The organism is Trinickia sp. (assembly GCF_057351765.1).
Window position 1 is genome coordinate 17,657 of the sequence record NZ_JBMRBK010000049.1, and the last position, 15,603, is coordinate 33,259.

At 64.8% G+C, this 15,603-nt stretch carries 12 protein-coding genes; 10 read left to right on the forward strand and 2 right to left on the reverse strand.

The genetic code is table 11. The features are described 5' to 3' along the window. The first annotated feature begins 1 nt into the window (after position 1). Positions 2–2,719 (forward strand): methionine synthase, encoded by a 2,718-nt coding sequence (gene metH / locus ACO1XS_RS13535; protein WP_486390905.1) that lies wholly within the window; start codon positions 2–4, stop codon positions 2,717–2,719. A 470-nt stretch (positions 2,720–3,189) separates the two neighbouring features. Continuing rightward, positions 3,190–5,016, forward strand: a complete 1,827-nt coding sequence (locus ACO1XS_RS13540; protein ID WP_486390897.1) for an NEL-type E3 ubiquitin ligase domain-containing protein — start codon at positions 3,190–3,192, stop codon at positions 5,014–5,016. A 6-nt stretch (positions 5,017–5,022) separates the two neighbouring features. Here ACO1XS_RS13540 and ACO1XS_RS13545 read toward each other — a convergent pair whose 3' ends face one another. Continuing rightward, positions 5,023–5,349: a DUF1840 domain-containing protein gene (locus ACO1XS_RS13545; RefSeq protein ID WP_481582374.1), complete on the reverse strand. Its 327-nt coding sequence runs from the start codon at positions 5,347–5,349 to the stop codon at positions 5,023–5,025. A gap of 273 nt (positions 5,350–5,622) precedes the next feature. On the opposite strand from ACO1XS_RS13545, the gene argS reads away from it, so the two are divergent. From argS to ACO1XS_RS13570, 5 genes are all read left to right on the forward strand, one after another. Further along, positions 5,623–7,401, forward strand: coding sequence for an arginine--tRNA ligase (gene argS / locus ACO1XS_RS13550; protein WP_486390898.1), 1,779 nt, complete (start codon positions 5,623–5,625; stop codon positions 7,399–7,401). 100 nt (positions 7,402–7,501) lie between these two features. Next, on the forward strand, positions 7,502–8,296 hold the full coding sequence (locus tag ACO1XS_RS13555) for an SPOR domain-containing protein (protein ID WP_486390899.1): 795 nt from the start codon (positions 7,502–7,504) through the stop codon (positions 8,294–8,296). A gap of 24 nt (positions 8,297–8,320) precedes the next feature. Further along, positions 8,321–8,962 carry a thiol:disulfide interchange protein DsbA/DsbL gene (locus tag ACO1XS_RS13560; RefSeq protein WP_486390900.1) on the forward strand — a complete coding sequence of 214 codons (642 nt, stop codon included), beginning with the start codon at positions 8,321–8,323 and terminating at the stop codon, positions 8,960–8,962. Between the two features lie 7 nt (positions 8,963–8,969). Further along, positions 8,970–9,752, forward strand: coding sequence for an SDR family oxidoreductase (locus ACO1XS_RS13565; protein WP_486390901.1), 783 nt, complete (start codon positions 8,970–8,972; stop codon positions 9,750–9,752). Positions 9,753–10,001: 249 nt separating this feature from the next. Beyond that, positions 10,002–11,585, forward strand: a complete 1,584-nt coding sequence (locus ACO1XS_RS13570; protein ID WP_331570059.1) for an ABC transporter substrate-binding protein — start codon at positions 10,002–10,004, stop codon at positions 11,583–11,585. A 75-nt stretch (positions 11,586–11,660) separates the two neighbouring features. On the opposite strand, the gene ACO1XS_RS13575 is transcribed toward ACO1XS_RS13570, so the two are convergent. Then, positions 11,661–13,235 (reverse strand): tetratricopeptide repeat protein, encoded by a 1,575-nt coding sequence (locus tag ACO1XS_RS13575; RefSeq protein WP_486390902.1) that lies wholly within the window; start codon positions 13,233–13,235, stop codon positions 11,661–11,663. Between the two features lie 206 nt (positions 13,236–13,441). On the opposite strand from ACO1XS_RS13575, the gene ACO1XS_RS13580 reads away from it, so the two are divergent. From ACO1XS_RS13580 to ACO1XS_RS13590, 3 genes are all read left to right on the forward strand, one after another. Next, a complete protein-coding gene (locus tag ACO1XS_RS13580; RefSeq protein WP_331570063.1) occupies positions 13,442–13,795 on the forward strand; it encodes a YciI family protein in 354 nt (117 codons plus the stop codon). A gap of 105 nt (positions 13,796–13,900) precedes the next feature. Further along, positions 13,901–14,332 carry a YciI family protein gene (locus tag ACO1XS_RS13585; RefSeq protein WP_486390903.1) on the forward strand — a complete coding sequence of 144 codons (432 nt, stop codon included), beginning with the start codon at positions 13,901–13,903 and terminating at the stop codon, positions 14,330–14,332. 15 nt (positions 14,333–14,347) lie between these two features. Then, a partial coding sequence (locus tag ACO1XS_RS13590) for an RNA polymerase sigma factor (RefSeq protein WP_486390904.1) occupies positions 14,348–15,603 on the forward strand: 1,256 nt, incomplete at its 3' end.

Here is a 15,603-nt window from a genome sequence, read left to right on the forward strand (position 1 = left end):
CATGACCGAGCACACGATGCGCCTTGCCGGCCTCGAACCGTTCAACGTCTCGACCGGCGCGCTTTTCATCAACGTCGGCGAGCGCACGAACGTCACGGGCTCGAAGGCATTCGCGCGCATGATCCTGAACGGCCAGTTCGACGAGGCGCTTGCGGTGGCGCGCCAGCAGGTCGAAAACGGCGCGCAAGTCATCGACATCAACATGGACGAGGCGATGCTCGATTCGAAAGCGGCGATGGTCCGCTTCCTGAATCTGATCGCCTCGGAGCCCGACATCGCGCGCGTGCCGATCATGATCGATTCCTCGAAGTGGGAGGTGATCGAAGCAGGCCTGAAGTGCGTGCAGGGCAAGGCCATCGTCAATTCGATCTCGATGAAAGAGGGCGAAGACGCCTTTCGCCATCACGCGCGTCTCATTCGCCGCTACGGGGCCGCGGCCGTCGTCATGGCCTTCGACGAACAAGGCCAGGCCGACACCTTCGAGCGCAAGACGCAAATCTGCGCACGCTCGTACCGGATCCTCGTCGATGAAGTGGGCTTCCCGCCCGAGGACATCATCTTCGATCCGAACATCTTCGCGGTGGCAACGGGCATCGAGGAGCACAACAACTACGCGGTCGACTTCATCCAGGCAACGCGCTGGATCAAGCAAAACCTGCCGTACGCGAAGGTGAGCGGCGGTGTGTCGAACGTGTCGTTCTCGTTTCGCGGCAACGATCCGGTGCGCGAAGCCATCCATACCGTGTTCCTCTACCACGCCATTCAGGCGGGCATGGACATGGGGATCGTCAATGCCGGTCAGCTCGGCGTGTATGCCGATCTCGACGCCGAGCTTCGCGAGCGTGTCGAGGATGTCATTCTGAATCGCCGCACCGATGCGACCGACCGGCTTCTCGAGATCGCCGATCGATTCAAGACCGGCGCCGCGAAGAAGGAAGAAAACCTCGAGTGGCGCAACCAGCCCGTCGAGGCACGCCTCGCACACGCACTCGTGCTCGGCATCACCACGTTCATCGTCGAAGACACGGAAGAGGCGCGCCAGAAAATCGACGCGGCGGGCGGACGCCCGATCAACGTGATCGAAGGCCCGCTCATGGACGGCATGAACATCGTCGGCGACCTGTTCGGGCAGGGCAAGATGTTCCTGCCGCAGGTCGTGAAATCGGCGCGTGTCATGAAGCAGGCCGTCGCGCATCTGATTCCGTTCATCGAAGCGGAAAAAAAGCTGCTGGCCGCAGCCGGCGGCGATGTGCGTGCGAAGGGCAAGATCGTCATCGCCACCGTCAAGGGCGATGTCCACGATATCGGCAAGAACATCGTTTCGGTCGTGCTTCAGTGCAATAACTTCGAAGTCGTGAACATGGGCGTCATGGTGCCGTGTAACGAGATCCTCGCGAAGGCGAAGGTCGAAGGCGCCGATATCGTCGGCTTGTCGGGACTTATTACGCCGAGCCTCGAAGAGATGGCCTATGTTGCGTCCGAAATGCAGCGCGACGAATATTTCCGCGTGAAGAAGATTCCGCTCTTGATCGGCGGCGCCACCACCTCGCGCGTGCATACCGCCGTCAAGATCGCGCCGCACTACGAAGGGCCCGTGGTCTACGTGCCCGACGCGTCGCGCTCGGTGTCGGTCGCCTCGAGCCTGCTCTCGGACGAAGGCGCAACCCGATATCTCGAAGAGATCAAGACGGAGTACGAGCGGATCAGGCAGCAGCACGCGAACCGAAAGACGCAGCCGCTCGTCACGCTCGCGGCGGCCCGCGCGAACAAGACGAAGATCGATTGGGCGCATTTCAAACCCGTCAAGCCCAGAGCCGCCGGGCGGCGCGTGGTCAAGAACTACGATCTGAACGAACTCGTCAATTACATCGATTGGGGCCCGTTCTTCCAGACCTGGGACCTTGCGGGACCCTACCCCGCGATCCTCAACGACGAGATCGTCGGCGAATCGGCGCGGCGCGTGTTCTCCGATGCGAAGACCATGCTCGCGCGGTTGATCCAGGGCCGTTGGCTCACCGCGAACGGCGTGCTGGCCCTGTTGCCGGCCAATACCGTCGGAGACGACGACATCGAGATCTATACCGACGACTCGCGCAGCGAAGTTGCGCTGACCTGGCGCAATCTGCGTCAGCAAAGCGTGCGGCCCGTCGTCGACGGCGTGATGCGGGCGAACCGTTCGCTTGCCGATTTCATTGCCCCGAAGGATTCGGGCATTGCCGACTACATCGGGCTTTTCGCGGTCACGGCCGGCATCGGCGTCGACGTCAAGGAAAAGCAGTTTCTCGCCGATCTCGACGACTACAGCGCGATCATGCTCAAGGCGCTCGCCGACCGCCTCGCGGAAGCGTTCGCCGAAGCGCTCCACGCGCGTGTGCGGCGCGACCTGTGGGGCTACGCGGCAAACGAGGCGCTCGACAACGAGGCGCTCATCGCCGAGCGCTATACCGGCATTCGCCCCGCGCCCGGTTATCCGGCGTGCCCCGATCACCTCGTCAAACGCGATCTTTTCAGGGTACTCAAAGCAGAAGAAGTGGGAATGAGCGTCACCGATTCACTGGCCATGCTGCCGGCCGCCAGCGTGTCGGGGTTCTACCTTGCGCATCCGGATAGCCGCTACTTCTCGGTCGGCAAGATCGGCCGGGATCAGCTCGAGGACTACGCGCGCCGTATGGGCCTCTCCCTGCCCGACGCCGAGCGGGCGCTCGCGCCGCAGCTCTGAAATGGCGGGCCGCCCGACGGCGGCCGCCATTTCGCCAAGCGACGAGGGATTTCGTCGAGCCCCCAAAGGCCGGGTGTGCCACGCGGTAGCTTACGCGTTCTGGGTACTGCGGAAACGGCAGCGTGAAGCGGCTTCCCCCCGCGGTGCCGGCCAATAACACCGCACTCGCCGGCCGCCCATTTCCGGCCGAGGGGAGCCACACGATGTCTCGTTTTCACTTTACGCCGACCGCGAGTCCCTTGATCACGGATACGGCCTCGCCGATGCTGCCTGTCCGGCACAGCCCGTCACAACCACCATCGCCTGAGCCGCCCACCTCATCGCCTGCTCAGCGCTCCGCGAGCGGAATGCTGAGCGCACTATCCGGTTTGCGCAGGTCGCCGCGAACACCAGCGTCAGTTCCGCCGTCAACGCCTGCCGCTTCGCCAACGCTTGCTGCTTCGCCAACGCCTGCGGCTTCCTCGTCGGCAATGGCGGCGGCGCGCGCACGCCTCGACACGACCGTTGCCACGGACAGCAGCCCCAGCTACTGGGACGTGCACAACGGTATCCAGCATATGTCGGCTTTGTCCGCCAAGCGCGAGAAGCGCTTGTTCAAGAAATCGGCATCGCAGCAGTATCTGTATGCGAAAGGGCTGACGCCACAGGAGCGCACGGATCTGGAGCAGGCACTCGCATTCACGATCAGGTCCGGCGCGGATGAAGAGGCCCGTCAGGCGATGACCATGTGGTTGTCGGTACAGCAGGCCCGGTTGCGCATCCATAGTCAGGTGCAGCGGGTCCAATACCAGGCCGAGCAGTATGGAAATATCGCCGCCCCGCTGGCAACGATCGTGGGTGCGCCGGTGGCGTTGCCCCTGCTTTACAGGACGCGCAACAGGTACTACGCCGACGCAGAGCGCCCGGAGTATGCCACTGCGTTCAACAACTTCATGAAGATGATCGACGATCCGTACGTCAGCGAGCATCTGCGCAACGTGGCGGCGTCGCGCCTCGCCTATCATGCGCGCAGCGAGGGAACGATCGCGCCCGTGGAGCGATTGTTGCTCCGTGCGTCCGGTCCGACCGGGCTTGCGGAAGAAGGCCATCGCGTCGATTCGAGCGAGAACGACATCCCGTCGGTTATCGGATCGGAATCCGACGACATCGACGCTCAGCAACGGCCGCTTGGCGCCGAGATCAACCGTTTTCTGTATTTTGCGCGCCAGCCCGCGATGCCCGATGCCGGCCGTTTCGATGACGGCGTAGGCGCCCGCGCGTTTGCCCGAGTATTGGCCCGCACCCTCGAAGACGTAGTTACCACCAACACGCCCAATCTCCACAATCACCCGACGATGCGGGCAGGCACCGACGTATTGAATGCCATCTCGCAGGATGCCGAACTGCGCGAATTCGTCTTCGCGATGTCCGTCAACGCCCTGGGCTCATGCTCGGACAATGTCGCCGAAGGGTTTTCGTCGATCGTCAACGCCGTTCAGAAGCACAAGGTACTGACGGAGATCAAGGCCGGACGGATGGGCGAGACGGGGTTGAGAGAATGGACGGACGCCCAATTCCGGCTATCGGCACTCGAGACCGAGGTTCATCGCTTCATCGGACACACGCTCGCCGAATGCAACAGGCTGCTGCCCGAGCACCGCCAGGCCTTGACGGAGATATCGCCTGAATTGGGGCGACTGGCGAATCAGTCGGTCGAGCCTCACCGCTCGGAGCACGAACGTATGGCTATTCTGGCCCGGCTCACAGACGCGCAGGAGGATATACGAGAACAACTGGATAGCGGCATGGATAGCGGGGCACTGTCCGCCGACGAGAAGCAGCATCTGGAAGCGCAGCTGGCACTGCTGCGAACGCACGACGACCTTGCGCGGCGCTGGACCAGCTTGACCTACGAGCCGCTCGAAACCATGCTTCATGCGAAGGCTTCGCTGTATAAAACGCTACGCCTGCCGGACAGCACGCCCAGGAGCATACAGTTCGACTTGACGAGCGCCCTGACGAAGCAGGATCTGCGGAATCTGACCGAAGCGGTTCGGCAGCAGGCATCCGATCCCGAAGTCATGCGCGCCTACCGCCTCGGCCACGACACCTGGTGCGCGGGCACCCGGCTGATTCATCACGAGGTGTTCGACAAGCTCGAGGAGAAATTCGCGAGCGATCCGCTCTATGATCGCCCGATCCCGCCGGCCGGCGAGGCACATATCGAGGCGCAAGCAGCCTATGCGGCTGCCTTCAAGGAACTGGAGGCGCGCCAGCGGCAGGAGGAAAACGCCCTTTTGCAGCAGTACGCCCAATAAACGCGGTCAGACGCCCCAAAGCACGTCCGTGTTCTCCTTTTTTGCCGCGCGCAGCATATCGAGAAACGGATAGGCGCGCTGAGCGAGCCCGATCGGCAGCTCGTGCGGCTCGTGGCCTTCCTCGCCCTCGTGAAAATGGCCTTCGTGCTCGGCGGTTTCCTTCTTGTCGACGACGATCGCGGCCTCGAGCCGCTTGATGGCCGCATCGAGCTCGTCATGGGTTATGACGCCGCGCTCGCCCAGTTTCTTGCCGACTATGCCGACGAGGTACTGGGCCAGATTTTCCAGCATGACGACGTCCGGCGCCGAGCGGCATTTGAAGGTGATCAACATGAGCATTCCTTACGTTTTTCTGTCGAATCTAAACGCCCCGGCGCACTCCGACTGGCGGCCCCGCGCGAGGGCTTCTGATTCGAGATATTAGCACCTGCTAAAATCCGGCTAGACCGAAAAACGCATCGTCGCATGGTATGGTGCGCCGCACCGTCATTCGACGTCCAGGGCTCGCGCCGGCTGCCTTCGGCGCGCCGCCCGCTTGCAAGCGAGCGCCTGCCTCCTGCCGGTCCGCACGCGCGGGACCGCCTCACTCGATTCGCACGAAACAGCATGCTGCCTGATCAGAAAGAAACGCTTGAATCCCTGCTCGCCGCGAGCATTCGCCAAGTCACCACCGAGCCGGACGGCGCTGCCGCGCCCGCGCTGCCCGCGATCGTGCTCGAGCGGCCCAAGGTGGCCGCGCACGGCGACATCGCCTGCAATGCCGCGATGCAGCTCGCCAAGCCGCTCAAGACGAACCCGCGCGAGCTCGCGCAACGCATCGTCGACGCGCTGATGGCCGCGCCTGGGGCGCGCGATCTGATCGAAAGCGCGGAAATCGCGGGCCCGGGCTTCATCAACCTGCGCCTCGCGAATGCCGCCAAACAGGCAGCGGTAGCGGCCGTGCTGAGCGCCGGCGAGGCATTCGGGCGCGCCAGGCGCGCAACGGGTCAGCGCGTGCTCGTCGAGTTCGTCTCGGCCAATCCGACCGGGCCGCTGCATGTCGGCCACGGACGGCAAGCGGCGCTCGGCGACGCGCTGGCCAATCTGCTCGCAAGCCAGGGCTTCGATGTGCATCGCGAGTTCTACTACAACGATGCAGGCGTGCAGATCCGCAACCTCGCCATCTCGACGCAAGCGCGCGCACGCGGGCTCAAGCCCGGCGATACGGGCTGGCCCGAATCGGCGTACAACGGCGAGTACATTGCCGACATCGCGCGCGATTACCTGAACGGCGAGACGGTAGCGGCCAAGGACGGAGAGCCCGTGAAGGGCGCGGGCGACCCCGAGGATCTCGACGCGATCCGCCGGTTTGCCGTCGCCTATCTGCGTCACGAACAGGACATGGACCTGCAGGCATTCGGCGTGAAGTTCGATCAGTACTATCTCGAGTCGTCGCTCTATACGCACGGGCGCGTCGACGAGACGGTGCGAGCGCTGATCGCGGCCGGCAAGACGTTCGAGCAGGAAGGCGCGCTCTGGCTGCGCACGACCGAGTATGGCGACGACAAGGATCGCGTCATGCGCAAGTCCGACGGCAGCTATACCTACTTCGTGCCCGATGTCGCCTATCACGTCACGAAATGGGAGCGCGGCTTCGCCAAGGTCATCAACGTCCAGGGCTCGGACCATCACGGCACGATCGCACGCGTACGCGCGGGGCTGCAGGCCTTGAACGTGGGCATCCCGCAGGGCTACCCCGACTATGTGCTGCACAAGATGGTGACCGTCATGCGCGACGGCCAGGAGGTCAAGATCTCCAAACGCGCGGGCAGCTATGTCACCGTGCGCGATTTGATCGAATGGTCGGGCGGCGCGGCCCCGGGCTCGGAAGCGGCGCCCGATCTGCTCGACGAAGCGACGATCCGGCGCGGGCGCGACGCGGTGCGCTTTTTCCTGATCTCGCGCAAGGCCGATACCGAATTCGTCTTCGACGTCGACCTCGCGCTCAAGCAAAACGACGAAAACCCCGTCTATTACGTGCAATATGCGCACGCGCGGATTTCGTCGGTACTGGCCGAGTGGAAGGCGCGCTTCAACGGCGACGAAGCCGCGCTCGGCACCTGCGACGTTACGCCGCTCACGAGCGCGCGCGCGATGGCGCTGCTCGCGAAACTCGCCGAATACCCGGACATGCTCGCGCACGCGGCCACCGAACTGGCCCCGCACGCCATTGCCTTCTATTTGCGCGAACTCGCAGGCGAATTCCACTCGTTCTACAATGCCGAGCGCGTCCTCGTCGACGAACGCGCGGAGCGCGAAGCGCGCATCGCGCTCATCGCGGCGACGCGGCAGGTTCTCGCCAACGGTCTTGCCCTCATCGGCGTGTCGGCGCCGGCCAAAATGTAACGCCGAGGCGGCATGCGGCTCATCGCTATAATCGGGGGCCGCTCGCCGCGCGCTTTCAGTCGACGGGTTTTCCGGGTTTCTTTCGCAGGTGATTCAGACAATGGCCAAACCGAGCCGCACTTCGCCACGCAGCGCATCCAAGCAGTCCAGGCAAACGGGGAGCACGTTCCTCGGCATCGTGCTGGGACTCATCGTCGGACTCGCGATCGCTGTCGTGGTAGCGCTTTACATCACGCGCGCCCCCACGCCATTCGTCGATAAGGTCGCGCCGCCCGCCGCCTCGGGCGCAGGCGCCGATCAACAATACGATCCGAACCGCGCGCTGCAAGGCAAGTCGCCCGGCCAGCCCGTGCCGCAAGCAGCCCAGAATCCGCCGCCCAACACGGCGCCCGGCCAGTCCACGGCCCCAGCCGGCAAGCCAAGCGCGCCGGGCCTGCTCGAAGAGCCGCAGATCGTCGAAGTCCCCCCCGCCGGGTCGGCAACCAACGCGACACCGGCGCAGCCCCCGCAGGCCGAGCAAAACGGCGGCGCGGCCGCTCCGGCGAAAAAGCCGCCGCAAACGGCCAACGCACCGGCGGGCGGCAGCGTGCCGGCACCGCCGCACGCGAACAACGCGTCGGTACCCGCCGCGGCAAGCGCCGCGAACGCACAGGCCAATACGGGATACTTCCTGCAAGTGGGCTCGTACCGTACCGCGGCCGATGCCGAGCAGCAGCGCGCGCGCCTGGCCTTCCAGGGCTTCGAATCGAAAGTGACGCAACGCGACGCGAGCGGTACGACCTACTACCGCGTGCGCATCGGACCGTTCTCGAAATTCGAGGACATGAACGCGACGCGCCAACGACTCTCGGAAGCCGGCGTCGATACGGCCGTCATTCGCTTCACGAAACAGTAAATAATCAGGATCAACGCGACCGCCATGAAAAAACTGATTCGTTCCTTCCTGTTCGCATTCGGCCTCGCCGTTGTCGGCGTCACGCAAGCCGCGCCCGCGGCGCTCGTCGCCGGCAAGGACTACACCGTCATGAAGACGCCTCAGCCGGCGGACGTGCCCGCCGGCAAAGTGGAAGTCATCGAATTCTTCTGGTACGGCTGCCCGCATTGCAACGAGTTCGAGCCATATCTCGAATCGTGGATCAAGAAGCAGGGGCCGGACGTCGTCTTCAAACGGGTGCCGGTCGCTTTCCGTCCCGAGTTCGTCCCGCATACGAAGCTCTATTACGCGCTGAAGACGCTCGGCGTCGAAGAGAAGCTCACGCCGCTGGTCTTCAACGAAATCCATCAGAAGAAGGACTACCTGCTCACGCCTGAAGCGCAGGCGGATTTCCTCGCGAAGCAAGGCATCGACAAGCAGAAGTTCCTGAGCGCCTACAACTCGTTCTCGACTACGAGCGAAACCAACCGCGCAGCCCAGATGGTCAAGGACTACGATATCGACGGCGTGCCGACGCTCGTCGTTCAAGGCAAGTACGTGACCGGTCCCGCGCAGACGAACAGCCTGCCCGGGACGCTGACCGTGCTCGATGCGCTCGTCGCGCAGGTCCGCGCCAAGAAGATGTAAGCCGGCTGTGCGCCGACGGGACGAACCGCTCAAGGTATTCATCACGGGCGCATCGAGCGGCATCGGGCTCGCGCTCGCCACCGAATATGCGCGCCGCGGGGCCGTGCTCGGCCTCGTCGCGCGGCGCACCGAAGTACTCGATGCATTCGCCCGCCGCTTTCCCGCTACGGCTGTCGCCGCTTACCGCGCCGACGTGCGCGACGCGCACGCGCTCGCCGAAGCAGCCGAGCAGTTCATTGCGGCCCACGGGTTGCCCGACATCGTCATCGCCAACGCGGGCGTGAGCAAGGGTGTCGCGACGGGGCACGGCGATCTCGCCGCGTTTCGCGAAGTGATGGATGTCAATTGCTACGGCATGGCGGCCACGTTCGAGCCGTTTGCGGCCCGAATGAGCGAGGAGCGCCGCGGCACGCTCGTCGGCATCGCCAGTGTGGCCGGCGTACGTGGACTGCCGGGCTCCGGCGCCTATAGCGCATCGAAGGCTGCGGCCCTTACCTACCTCGAATCGCTGCGCGTCGAAATGCGTCCTTATGGGGTTGCCGTCGTGACCATCGCGCCCGGCTATGTCCGTACCGCCATGACCGCGCACAACCCCTATCCGATGCCCTTTCTCATGGACGCCGATCGCTTCGCCGCAAAGGCGGCCCGCGCGATCGAGCGCCAAGTCCGCTTCGCGGTTTTTCCGTGGCCGATGCGCGTCGTCGCTGCCGTGCTCCGGCTGCTGCCGCGCGGCCTGTACGACGCGATCTTCGAGAAGGCACCGCGCAAGCCACGTCAGCCGGCGGCCTGATGACGGCCGGCGCGAAGCGCTCTCGCGCCGCGCGCGCTCGTAGCCACCCACGTGTTTCGATATATCGATATAGTTTTCGTGCCGTTGTCGCGCTCGCGGCATTGGTCTAAGCTGACCGCGGCCGGGCGCCGCGCGAAAGTGGGTCGAAGATCGCGGATGCACCCGGGCGCACGAACGAACACGATAACGCACGAAACTGCGCCAAACCGCGCCAAGCCGCGGATCACGCATCGCTCAATCGGAGAACCCATGCGCGTCAAACCGCTCGCTGTCTTGCTCGCTCTCTTGCCGGCTCTCTCGCTTGCCAAGCCGCTTACCGTCTGTACCGAGTCGAGCCCGGATGGCTTCGACGTCGTTCAATACAATTCGCTCGTGACGACGAATGCGTCGGCCGATGTCATCTTCAACACGCTCGTGTCGTACGACGAGGCGCAAAAGAAGGTCGTGCCGTCACTCGCCGATAAATGGGACGTCAGCGGCGACGGTCTCACCTATACGTTCCATCTGCGGCCGAACGTTCAGTTCCAGCAGACCGACTACTTCAAGCCGACGCGCCCGCTCACGGCCGACGATGTCGTCTTTACGTTCTCGCGCATGCTCGATGCGAACAACCCTTGGCACAAGATCGCCGGCCCGAACGGCTTTCCGCATGCGCAATCGATGGGCCTCGTGAAGCTCGTGAAAGCCGTAACGAAAGTCGACGACTCGACGGTGAAGTTCGAGCTCAATGAACCGAATGCGACGTTCGTACCGGTCTTGACAATGGGATTCGCGTCGATCTATTCGGCCGAGTATGCCGATCAGTTGCTCAAGGCGGGCAAAGAGACCGAGCTCAACGGCAAGCCGGTCGGAACCGGCCCGTTCGTGCTCAAGAGCTACACGAAGGACGCGCTCATTCGCTACGACGCCAACCCGCGGTACTGGGGGGCCAAGCCGAAGGTCGACAAGCTCATTTATGCGATCACGCCCGACGCGACGGTGCGCGCGCAGAAGGTCCGGGCGCGCGAATGCGATATTGCGCTGTCTCCCAAACCGCAGGACGTGGCGGCCGCCAAGGCCGATAAAGCGCTGAAAGTGGTGGAGGCGCCGGCTTTCATGACGGCCTTCGTTGCACTGAATACCGAGCACAAGCCGCTGGACAACGAGAAAGTCAGGCAGGCGCTCAATCTCGCCTTCGATCGCACCACCTATCTGAAGACCGTCTTCGACAATACGGCCCAGCCGGCGACGAATCCGTATCCGCCCAATACCTGGAGCTATGACAAGTCGATCGTGCCGTACGGATACAACATCGAGCAGGCCAAGAAACTGTTGCGCGACGCCGGCTTCCCGGACGGCTTCAAAACCACGATCTGGACGCGCCCGACGGGCAGCGTGCTGAATCCGAATCCGAAGGCCAGCGCGGAACTCCTGCAGGCCGATCTTGCCAAGATAGGCGTGAAAGCCGACATCAAGGTCATCGAATGGGGCCAGCTCATCAAGGATGCCAAGCAAGGCCAGCATGACCTGCTCTTCATGGGATGGGCCGGCGACAACGGCGACCCCGATAACTACCTGACGCCGCTCTTCAGTTGCAATGCGGTGAAGTCCGGCATCAACTTCTCGCGCTATTGCGATCCGCAACTCGACAAGCTGATCGCCGATGGGCGCTCCACCGCCGATCAGGCCAAGCGGGCCAAGGACTACGAGGCTGCCCAGAAGATCATTCACGACGAGGCGCTGTGGATTCCGCTCGGTTATCCGACAGCGGCCGCCATTACGCGGGCCAACGTCAGCGGTTATCGTGTCAGCCCGTTCGGGCGGCAGAACTTCGATGGGGTGCAGGCGCAGTAGCCCGGCTCGAGCCGCGGCCCCTGCCGCTCGCGGCGGGGGCGCGCACCGTGTCGTTCCGACGTAGGTCGCCGGCGCTCAACCGGCGATTGCCGCCAACGCGTCCCGTACCGTATTCATGACGGAGGCCCAATCGCCGCGCGCAGGCTGTCGTATCAATCGCGCGCCCGGATACCACGGCGTGTCGGATCGCTCGAGACCCCAGCGCCAGTCCGGCGTATAAGACAGCAGCACCCACACCGGCTTGCCGAGCGCGCCGGCCAGGTGCGCGACGGCGGTATCGACGCTGATCACCAGGTCGAGCTCGGCGATGAGCGCCGCGGTCTCGGCAAAGGTATGCAAATCTTCGGAGACGTCGAGCACCGACGCGTTTCGCAGCACCGCGAGATCCTCGGCCCGCACGTCCTTGACGAGCGATACGAAGCTCGCGCGCTCCGCGAACGCGTCGAACACGGGTTGCCATGCCTCGAGCGAAGTCGAACGATGGCGGCCGTTGAGGTTGCCGGTATTGCCGCTCCAGGCCACGCCGACGCGCAGCCGACCATTCGTAGCCGTAAGCCGTTCCCGCCATCGCGCCCGCTTCGCCGCATCGGCGTGCAGATAGGGAATATCGGCCGGGATCGGTGCGCGATGCGCGGCCAGAGCGAACGGCAGGCTCAGCAGCGGACAATGCAGATCGAAGGGGGGCAGCGGCTCGCTCTCCCCGATGACGGCGGCCGCGCCGCGGTAATCGGACAACAGCTCGAGCAGCGCGTCCTGCACGCGCAAGACGACGCGTGCGCCGCTCGCTGTCAGCCAATCGACGTAGCGCACGAACTGCAACGTATCGCCAAAGCCCTGCTCGTTGAAAACGAGGATCGTCTTGCCCGCGATCGGCAACTCGCCGCGCCAGGGGTTCGGCCAGGACGGCAGCACTTGCTCGCCGTCTTTCCAGCGCCATTCGTATTCGCGCCAGCCGTGCTCGAACTGGCCGAGCAGCAGGTTCGTCTGCGCGCGGTTCGTGCGCGGGCCCGGATGATCGGGATCGAGCTGAACCGCCTTCTTGAACATGCGCAACGCTTCGTCGAACCGATGCAGATCGCGCAACGCAACGCCAAGATTGATGTAAGCGACCACGGCTTTCGGATCGAGCTCGATAGCGCGGCGGTAGGCGGCGATCTCCTCCTCGTAGCGGCCCGCGAGCCCGAGTGCGCGGCCGAGGTTGTAGTGGCTTTGCCAGGCCCGCGGTTCGAGATCGCGCACCGTGGTCAGCACGCGGGCGGCGCGCTCATGGTCCTCGATCTCGCTGGCCGAGCGTGCCGCCGCATGGAGCGTCGCGACGGCACGCGGCGACAACGCGAGCGCTTCGTCGAAGCAGGCCAGCGCGCGCGCGTGCCGCCCCGCCGCCTGGTTGGCGAGGCCCGCGTCGTGCCAGCGAGCCGCGGTGGCCGGCAACGATGCGAGCGCGCGTTCGAAGTAGTCGGCCGCCGCATTGGCGTCGCCTTGCCGCCCCGCGATATAGGCCAGTCCTTCCAGCGCGTCGCCGCAGCGAGGATCGGCCTCGATCGCCTCGCGCAGCAGCGCGGCCGCTTCGTCGAGACGCGAATCGCGAAAATGCGCGTAGGCGGCTTGGAGTCGGGCATCGAGGTCGGACGGGCGAGCGCGGTCGGTCATAAGGCGGGCGGAAAGGGAGCGTTGCACGGCGGGTAAGCAGTTTAGCCGATGGGCCGCGGCAACCGGGCAGTGCGCGCTGCGCGACTGTCCGCGCATCGGCAACGGGCCGCTTGCGCGGTTGATGGCACGCCGCGCGCCGGTGCTCTATGCTTGGGGCACTTTTCAGGTGCGACCAGACGCGCCGCGCCTTTTTTCCGGAGTCCACCATGTCGTACCTGCTCCTTATCGTCGAGCCCACCGATCAGCGCGATGAACGCACGCCCGAAGAAGGGCGCGCCGCTTACGACGCCATGCTTCGCTTCGCCGACGACCTCAAATCCCGCGGCATCCTCGTCGCGTCGCAAGCGCTGGCACATCAGCGCGAGTCCGTGCGCGTGCAGGTGCGCGACGGAGAGCGGCGGCTGGTCGATGGCCCGTTCGCCGAAGCCAAGGAAATGGTGGGCGGCTTTTACCTGCTCAATTGCGATCGCGAGGAAGAAGCCATCGCCGTCGCCGCCGAATGCCCGGCGGCGCACTGGTGCACGGTCGAGGTACGGCGCCTCGCCCCCTGCTACGAGTAGGGGTTTCCCCTTAATCGAATCGGTTGACGTCGATCCGCTCGCGTCCGAGTCGTCGTATCGAAGGAGGCCCGTCTCGAGGGTCGTCAACGATAAAGGAGCGATGCGATGCGATTCATGATCATGGTGAGAGCCACGGGGGCGAGCGAGGCGCAGACACGCCCCGGCGCGGGCGTCGAGGCGAAAGTGATGGCCGAGATGGCCGCCTATCACGAAGCTCTGGCGAAAGCCGGCGTGCTGCTGGACGCGAACGGTCTGAAGCCCAGCGCCAACGGCTGGCGCGTGCGCTATTCCAACGGCAAGCGCACCGTGATCGACGGCCCGTTCGCCGAAACCAAGGAACTCATCGCGGGCTATACGATGATCCAGGTCCGCTCGCGCGAAGAAGCGATGGAATGGGCACGGCGCTTCCCTGCGCCGTTCGGCGAGACGGAAGAAGGAACGATCGAGGTGCGCGAGGTGTTCGAGCTGGAAGATTTCGAGCCGGGCACCGCAGGCGCCGCGACACACGAACATGAGCGCCAGACGATACGGAGCTGAGCGACGGTGAAAACGATGGAAACGACGAACGCGACGCACCGCGCAATCGAGGCCGTCTGGCGCATCGAGGCCGCGCGCGTCGTGGCGCACGCGGCGCGGCTCGTGCGCGATATCGGCGTGGCGGAGGAACTGGCGCAGGATGCGCTCGTGGCCGCGCTCGAACATTGGCCGCGCGAGGGCGTGCCCGACAATCCCGGCGCCTGGCTGATGGCCACGGTCAAGCATCGCGCGCTCGACAAGCTGCGGCTCGATGCGCTGCATGCCCGCAAGCACGAAGCGATCGGCCGCGACCTCGACGCGCTCGAAGCGCATATCACGCCCGATTTCGTCGACGGGCTCGATGCTGCGCGCGCGGACGACATCGGCGACGATCTCTTGCGCCTCGTGTTCACCGCCTGCCACCCGGTGCTGTCGACCGATGCCCGCGTGGCCTTGACCTTGCGGCTCCTGGGCGGGCTCACGACGCATGAGATCGCACGCGCGTTTCTCGTCTCGGAGCCGACGATCGCGCAGCGCATCGTCCGAGCGAAACGGACACTTTCCGCCGCCAAGGTTCCGTTCGAAGTACCGCGGGCCGACGAACGCGCTACGCGACTGGCGTCGGTCCTCGAAGTGATCTATCTGATTTTCAACGAAGGCTATGCGGCGACGGCGGGCGACGACTGGATGCGCCCCGCCCTATGCGACGAAGCGCTGAGGCTCGGCCGCATTCTTGCCGAACTGGCAAAAGAAGAAAGCGAAGTACATGGGCTGGTGGCACTGATGGAACTGCAGGCGTCGCGCCTTCACGCGCGCACCGATGCGAACGGACGCCCTGTCCTGCTTGCCGATCAGGACCGCTCACGCTGGGACCCGCTGCTGATTCGGCGTGGGCTGGCCGCACTCGAGCGGGCCGAGTCGCTCGGCGGCACGCTGGGGCCCTACGCACTGCAAGCGGCACTTGCGGCCTGCCACGCGCGAGCGCATAGCGCCGCCGAAACCGATTGGGCTCAAATCGTCGCGCTTTACGATGCGCTGGTGCAAGTCGCGCCTTCGCCGGTCGTCGAACTCAATCGCGCTGTGGCGGTCGGCATGGCGTTCGGACCGGAAGCGGGGTTCGCCGTCGTCGAGCAGCTATCGGGCGAGCCGTTGCTTGCGCGCTATCACTGGCTGCCGAGCGTGCGCGGCGACCTGCTCGCGAAGCTCGGCCGGCACGAGGCGGCCCGCGCCGAATTCGAGCGCGCCGCCGCGATGACGCAAAACGGACGCGAGCGCGAATTGTTGCTCGAACG